The 6,498-nt window shown below is 64.5% G+C and carries 6 protein-coding genes; 2 read left to right on the forward strand and 4 right to left on the reverse strand.

The features are described 5' to 3' along the window. Positions 1-63 precede the first annotated feature (63 nt). Entirely contained in the window at positions 64-1,083 is a 1,020-nt protein-coding gene (locus tag AC1D0P_RS02430; protein WP_477675226.1) for a GlxA family transcriptional regulator, read from the forward strand. A 320-nt stretch (positions 1,084-1,403) separates the two neighbouring features. After that, on the forward strand, positions 1,404-2,270 hold the full coding sequence (locus AC1D0P_RS02435; RefSeq protein WP_477675227.1) for a transglutaminase-like domain-containing protein: 867 nt from the start codon (positions 1,404-1,406) through the stop codon (positions 2,268-2,270). A 75-nt stretch (positions 2,271-2,345) separates the two neighbouring features. On the opposite strand, the gene AC1D0P_RS02440 is transcribed toward AC1D0P_RS02435, so the two are convergent. The 4 genes from AC1D0P_RS02440 to AC1D0P_RS02455 all read right to left on the reverse strand — a co-directional run. Beyond that, entirely contained in the window at positions 2,346-3,314 is a 969-nt protein-coding gene (locus AC1D0P_RS02440; RefSeq protein WP_477675228.1) for a branched-chain amino acid ABC transporter permease, read from the reverse strand. Positions 3,315-3,457: 143 nt separating this feature from the next. Next, positions 3,458-4,342 carry a branched-chain amino acid ABC transporter permease gene (locus AC1D0P_RS02445; RefSeq protein WP_477675229.1) on the reverse strand — a complete coding sequence of 295 codons (885 nt, stop codon included), beginning with the start codon at positions 4,340-4,342 and terminating at the stop codon, positions 3,458-3,460. A 165-nt stretch (positions 4,343-4,507) separates the two neighbouring features. After that, positions 4,508-5,701 (reverse strand): ABC transporter substrate-binding protein, encoded by a 1,194-nt coding sequence (locus tag AC1D0P_RS02450; protein WP_477675230.1) that lies wholly within the window; start codon positions 5,699-5,701, stop codon positions 4,508-4,510. A gap of 96 nt (positions 5,702-5,797) precedes the next feature. After that, the coding region (locus AC1D0P_RS02455) for an ABC transporter ATP-binding protein (protein WP_477675231.1) at positions 5,798-6,498 on the reverse strand (701 nt) is incomplete at its 5' end.

Raw genomic sequence — 6,498 nt, forward strand, 5'->3', positions numbered from 1 at the left:
TTGTTGGCTTGAATGCGTTTGCAAGACAGTGGCCCAAATGACAATGCACGATAGAATCGGGCCATGTCACCCAGACCCCTGCATCCAGCCCGAAAAGCCGCCGCCAGGCCCGAAAAACTCACCGTGCGCCAGGACGGCAGCGTGGCCGTGGTTGCGTTTGACGGCATCAGCCCGTTTCATCTGTCGGTGCCGTGCATGGTGTTCGGCAACGACTTCTCGGCGACGGACCAGCCGCGCTTCAAGCTCGTGGTGTGCGCCGAAAAACCCGGCACGCTGCGCACCACCTCGGGCTTCGGCATCCAGGTGGACAAAGGCCTGGGCGCGCTCGCCAAGGCGCAGACCATCGTGGTGCCGTCCTGGCGCGACGCGATGGAGCGTCCGCCTGAAGCCCTGCTCAAGGCCTTGCAGGCCGCGCACAGGCGCGGCGCGCGCATCGTGGGCCTGTGCCTGGGCGCGTTTGTGCTGGCCGAGGCCGGCCTGCTCGACGGCCGGCCGGCGACCACACACTGGGCGCTGGTGCCGGCCTTTGCCGCGCGCTACCCCAAAGTGCGGCTGCAGCCCGACGTGCTGTATGTGGACGACGGCGACGTGCTGACCTCGGCCGGCACGGCGGCCGGCATCGATTGCTGCCTGCATGTGCTGCGCCTGGACTATGGCGCCGAGGTGGCGAACCGTGTGGCGCGCCGCATGGTGGTGGCGCCGCAGCGCCAGGGCGGGCAGGCGCAGTATGTCGAGCAGCCCCTGCCGGCCACGGGCGCCGACCACCGGCTGTCGGCCATCCTGGCCTGGGTGCAGAAAAACCTGGGCCAGCCGCACAGCCTGGACGCCCTGGCGGCGCGCGCGCTGATGAGCCGGCGCACCTTCACGCGGCATTTCCGGCAGGTCACGGGCACCACGGTGGGCCAGTGGCTCACCAGCCAGCGCCTGGGCCTGGCGCAGCGCCAGCTGGAGTCAACCGACCGCTCCATGGAACAGATCGCGCTTGATGCGGGCTTCGGCTCGGCGGTGTCGCTGCGCCAGCATTTCGCGGCGACGCTGGGCACCTCCCCCTCGGCGTACCGGCGCGAGTTCCGCGGCACCTAGAGCCGCTCAAAAACCCCTCCTGGCGTTGTTGCAGCCGCTTTGCCGTGCTGGTGCACTGTCTGCGGCGTCGCGCCTAGCCGGGACCGCTTCGCTGGGTTTTGTGAGCGGCTCTAAGAAAAAACTTGCGACCGCAAGCTTTGTAGGCCTCGGCGACGCGAGGCTGTCGGCTTGGAAAGCCAGGGCTTCCCGGCGAATTTCGCCAAGCGTGGATACGGCCCTTTTTTGCGCGCCTAATGGGTGGCGACGGCGAACGACTCCGCTCGCCGCGCACATACCGGCTCCTTGTCTTTGGAGCCAAACCCCAAGACAGAAGGCATCCCATGGTCAGGCTTGAATTTTCCACCGTGCTGGGCTACGAGGTGATGGCGCCCGGCGCCGACTTCATCTTCAACATCCAGGCCGCGTACACGCCGCGGCAATGGGTGGTGAACGAGTCGCTGGGCCTGAGCCAGCCTGTGGCCACCAGTAGCTATACCGACCCGGCCACGCAAAGCCGGTTTCTGCGCCTGCATGCCGAGCCGGGCACGTTCACGCTGAGCTATACGGCGGTCGTGGACCTGGTTCACTACGAGGCGCAGCCGGGCTCGCTGCCCGAACTGAGCCCGCTGGCACTGCCCGGCGAGGTGCTGCCTTATCTTTATCCCAGCCGCTATTGCCAGTCGGACCGGTTGATGACGCTGGCCAACAGCCAGTTCGGCCATCTGCCGCTCGGTTATGGCCGCGCGCGGGCGATTTGCGACTGGGTGCAGCGGCACGTGAGTTTCCAGGGCAACACCAGCAACAGCACGACGTCGGCCATCGACACCCTGATAGAACGGGTGGGCGTGTGCCGCGATTTTGCGCACMTGATGATCGCCTTGTGCCGCGCGGCCAGCCTGCCGGCGCGCATGGCCAGTGGCATGGACTTTGGCGCCGACCCCGCGTTGGGCCCGCCGGATTTTCACGCCTACGTCGAGGTCTACCTGGGCGATCGCTGGTACATCTTCGACCCTTCGGGCACGGCGATTCCCATGGGCTTTGTGCGCTTCGCCACGGGACGGGACGCGGCCGACATTGCGTTTGCCACGATTTTTGGCAGCGTGCAGGCGGCGCAGCCGCAGATCCACATCGAGGCCGTGCCCAACGGGCAGGGGCAGCTGGTACTGCCGCAGCATGTGAACTACGCGTTGTCGACGGACGGGCCTTGATCGTCTGGACTTTTGGGGCGTCCAAAAAAAAGCGCGCAGGTTCTGCGCGTTTTTTTTGTGGGCGTTTGCGGCCGCTCAGGCTTGCTGCGATGCCGCCTTGGCGGCGTTGCGGCGGCGCTCCAGGAAGGCCTGCAACTCACCGATCACGCCCTTGCGGAAGGCCAGCACGCACAGCACAAAGATCGCACCGATGATGACGGTGACCCAGGAGCCGACCTTGTCGGCCAGCAGGTTTTGCAGCGCGATCACGATGCCGGATCCCATGACCGGGCCGAAGAAGGTGCCGACGCCGCCCAGCAGCGTCATCAGGATGACCTCACCGGACATGGACCAGTGCACGTCGGACAGCGTGGCAAAACCCATGACCAGCGTCTTCATCGAACCGGCAAGGCCCGCCAGCGAGGCCGACAGCACAAAGGCCAGCAGCTTGTAGCGGTCCACGTTGTAGCCCAGCGAGATGGCGCGGGGCTCGTTCTCGCGGATCATCTTGAGCACCTGGCCGAAAGGCGAATGCACGATGCGCGAGATGAACAGGAAGCAGGCCACAAAAATCGCCACCACCACGTAATACAGGTAGATGTCGGATTCGAGCGGGAGCAGGCCGAACAGCTTGCCGCGCGGCACGCCCTGCAGGCCGTCCTCGCCGCCGGTAAATTTCGCCTGCAGGCAGACGAAGTAAACCATCTGCGCGATGGCCAGCGTGATCATGGCGAAGTAAATGCCCTGACGGCGAATCGCCACCAGGCCGACCAGCAGGCCTATCAGGCCRGCCGCCACCGCGCCGGCCAGCAGGGCCAGCTCGGGTGTCCAGTTTTGCGACTTGATGAACCAGCCGGTGACATAGGCCGCCGAGCCGAAGAAGGCCGCGTGGCCGAAAGACAGCAGGCCGGTGAAGCCCAGCAGCAGGTTGAAGGCGCAGGCAAACAGCGCGAAGCACAGCAGCTTCATCACAAACACCGGGTAGAGGCCGAGCAACGGGGCCACCAGTGCCAGGGCCAGCAGCGCGACGTAGGTGATGCGGGTCAATTTTTTTGCGTTGTTCATTCAGATATCCATCGAGCCAAGCGGCAGGCACGGACTTCCAGTGCCAGCAGGGGCCGCGGAACCGGCTTTGCCGGGCCGCAGGCGCAGCGCCCCCTCGGGGGGCAGCGCATTACACGAAGTGAAAAGCGTGGGGGCCAACATCTCTAGACCTCTTTTCCGAAGAGGCCGGCGGGCCGGAACATCAGAACAATCACCATGATGACGAACACAACAATATTGGAGGCTTCAGGGTAAAACACGCGGGTCAGGCCTTCGACGATGCCCAGGCCCAGGCCGGTGATGACCGAGCCGAGGATGGAGCCCATGCCGCCGATCACCACGACGGCGAACACCACGATGATCAGGTTGGAGCCCATGAGCGGGTTGACCTGGATGATGGGCGCGGCCAGCACGCCGGCCAGCGCCGCCAGCGCGGCGCCGGCGCCGTAGGTCAGCATGACCATCATGGGGACGTTGACGCCGAAGGCCTGCACCAGCGGCGCGTTTTCAGTGCCTGCCCGCAGGTAGGCGCCCAGCCGGGTGCGCTCGATCAGGAACCAGGTCCCCAGGCAAACCACCAGCGACACCACCACCACCCAGGCGCGGTAAATCGGCAGGCGCATGAAGCCGAGGTCCATGGAGCCTGCCAGCAGGTCGGGTACGTTGTAGTTCTGGCCCGAGACGCCGTAAATTTCACGGAAAACGCCTTCCAGCACCAGCGCCAGGCCGAAGGTCAGCAGCAGGCCGTAGAGCGGGTCCAGCTTGTACAGGTGTTTGAGGAAAAGCCGCTCGATGATGACGCCGAGGATGCCGACCGTCAGCGGCGCCAGCACCAGCGCGAACCAGTAATTCATGCCGAACATGTCCAGCATGATCCAGGCGGCGAAGGCGCCCAGCATGTAGAGCGCGCCGTGCGCGAAGTTGACGATGCCCAGCAGGCCGAAAATCACCGCGAGCCCCAGGCTCAGCATGGCGTAGAAAGCGCCATTGACCAGGCCCAGCATCAGCTGGCCCATAAACGCTTGCAGGGGAATACCGAAAATTTCCATGGGAACCTGTCAGGACACCGATACCGTTAGTTGTGGCGGGAATGGGAGGGTGCTTAAAGATGCAGCCGGCCATCCCTGCGGATGGCCGGCTGGATCAAACCCCTCGTTCTTCTCCGTTTTTTTTGCCGTCAGTTCAAGGCTTGCGCCATTGCTCCATTTATTCCATTACTTCTTCACAGCCGCGCATTTGGACTCGGCCACCGTGGTGAAGGCCTGGTCGCCGGGCACCTTGGCGATGGTCTTGTAGTAGTCCCATGGCGTGCTGGAATCCTTGGCGCTCTTGACTTCATAGAGGTACATGTCGTGGATCATGCGGCCGTCGGCGCGGATCTGGCCCTTGTTGTAGAAGTCGTCGATCTTCATGCCCTTGAGCGTGCTCATGACCTTGTCGGTGTCGGTGGTGCCGGCGGCCTGCACGGCCTTCAGGTAGCTCATGGTGGCGGAGTAGTCGGCCGCCTGCAGGCTGGAAGGCATGCGCTTGTACTTGTCGAAGAAGCGCTTGGCGAACTTGCGCGAGGCGTCGTCCTGGTTCCAGTACCAGCTGTCAGCCAGCTGCAGGCCTTCGGTGTTGGCCAGGCCCAGGGAGTGCACGTCGTTGATGAACACCAGCAGGCCGGCGACCTTCATGGTCTTGCCAATGCCGAATTCCTTGGCGGCCTTCATGGCGTTGGTGAAGTCGCCGCCGGCGTTGGCCAAGGCCAGGATCTGCGCCTTGGACGATTGCGCCTGCAGCAGGAAGGACGAGAAGTCGGACGCGTTCAGCGGGTGGCGTACGGCGCCGGCCACGGTGCCGCCATTGGCCTTGACCACGGTGGAGGCATCGCCTTCGAGCGAGTAGCCGAAGGCGTAGTCGGCGGTCAGGAAGTACCAGCTCTTGTTGCCGGCCTTGACCAGCGCGGAGCCGGCCACCTTGGCCAGCGACACCGTGTCGTAGGCGTAGTGCACGGTGTAGGGCGAGCAGTCCTCATTCGTCAGGCGGGCGGAGCCGGCGCCGATGGCGATGAAGGGTTTTTTCTTTTCGGTGGTGACTTTGGACAYGGCCAGCGCCGTGCCGGAGTTGGTGCCGCCTATCAGCATCTGCAGGCCGTCCTTGTCGATCCACTCGCGTGCCTTGGACGACGCGACGTCGGCCTTGTTCTGGTGGTCGGCGCTCAGCACCTCGATGGGGCGGTTCAGGACCTTGCCGCCGAAATCCTGCACGGCCCACCTCAGCATTTCCGCGCCGGCGGGGCCGTCGATGTCGGCGTACAGGCYSGACAKGTCGGTGATGATGCCGATCTTGATCGGGCCGGTGTTCTGCGCGAAGGCGGCGCCGGTGAGGCCGAGGGCGAGTGCGGCAACAAGTGCTTTGAGTTTCATGATGTCTCCTGTTATTGAGGGGGTGAAAGGTGTGGGGATAAGGGAATGAAGGGGTGGGGAAATCGGATGGACTGAAAAGAAGGCGGCACTCCGGCGTCAGACGCCGAGGTATTCCTGCAGCATGCCCATGTTGCCGGCGAGTTCGTTCTGCGCGAACTGCTTGACGATGCGGCCGTGCTCCATGACGTAGAAGCGGTCGGCCAGCGGCGCGGCGAAACGGAAGTTCTGCTCCACCAGCACGATGGTGTAGCCCTTGGCTTTGAGCGTAAGGATCATCTCGGCGAGCTTCTGCACAATGACGGGCGCCAGGCCCTCGGAGATTTCATCGAGCAGCAAGAGGCGCGCGCCCGTGCGCAAAATGCGCGCAACGGCCAGCATCTGTTGCTCGCCGCCCGACAGGCGCGTGCCGGGGCTGCCGGCGCGTTCCTTGAGGTTGGGGAACATCGCGTAGATCTCGTCCAGGCTCATGCCGCCCGGGCCTATGGTGGGCGGCAGCATCAGGTTTTCTTCGGCCGTGAGGCTGGCGAAAATGCCGCGCTCTTCGGGGCAGTAGCCCACGCCCAGCCGGGCCACCTTGTGCGGCGCCAGCTTGATGGCTTCTTCGCCGTTGATCTTGATCGAGCCCTTGCGCGCACCCGTCATGCCGACGATGGCGCGCATGGTGGTGGTGCGGCCGGCGCCGTTGCGGCCCAGCAGCGTCACCACTTCGCCTTCGTTGACCGTGAGGTTCACGCCATGCAGGATGTGCGACTCGCCGTACCAGGCGTGCAGGTCTTCGATTTTGAGGAGCTCTTTGG

The sequence above is a fragment of the Polaromonas sp. P1_G2 genome (genome assembly GCF_056405515.1).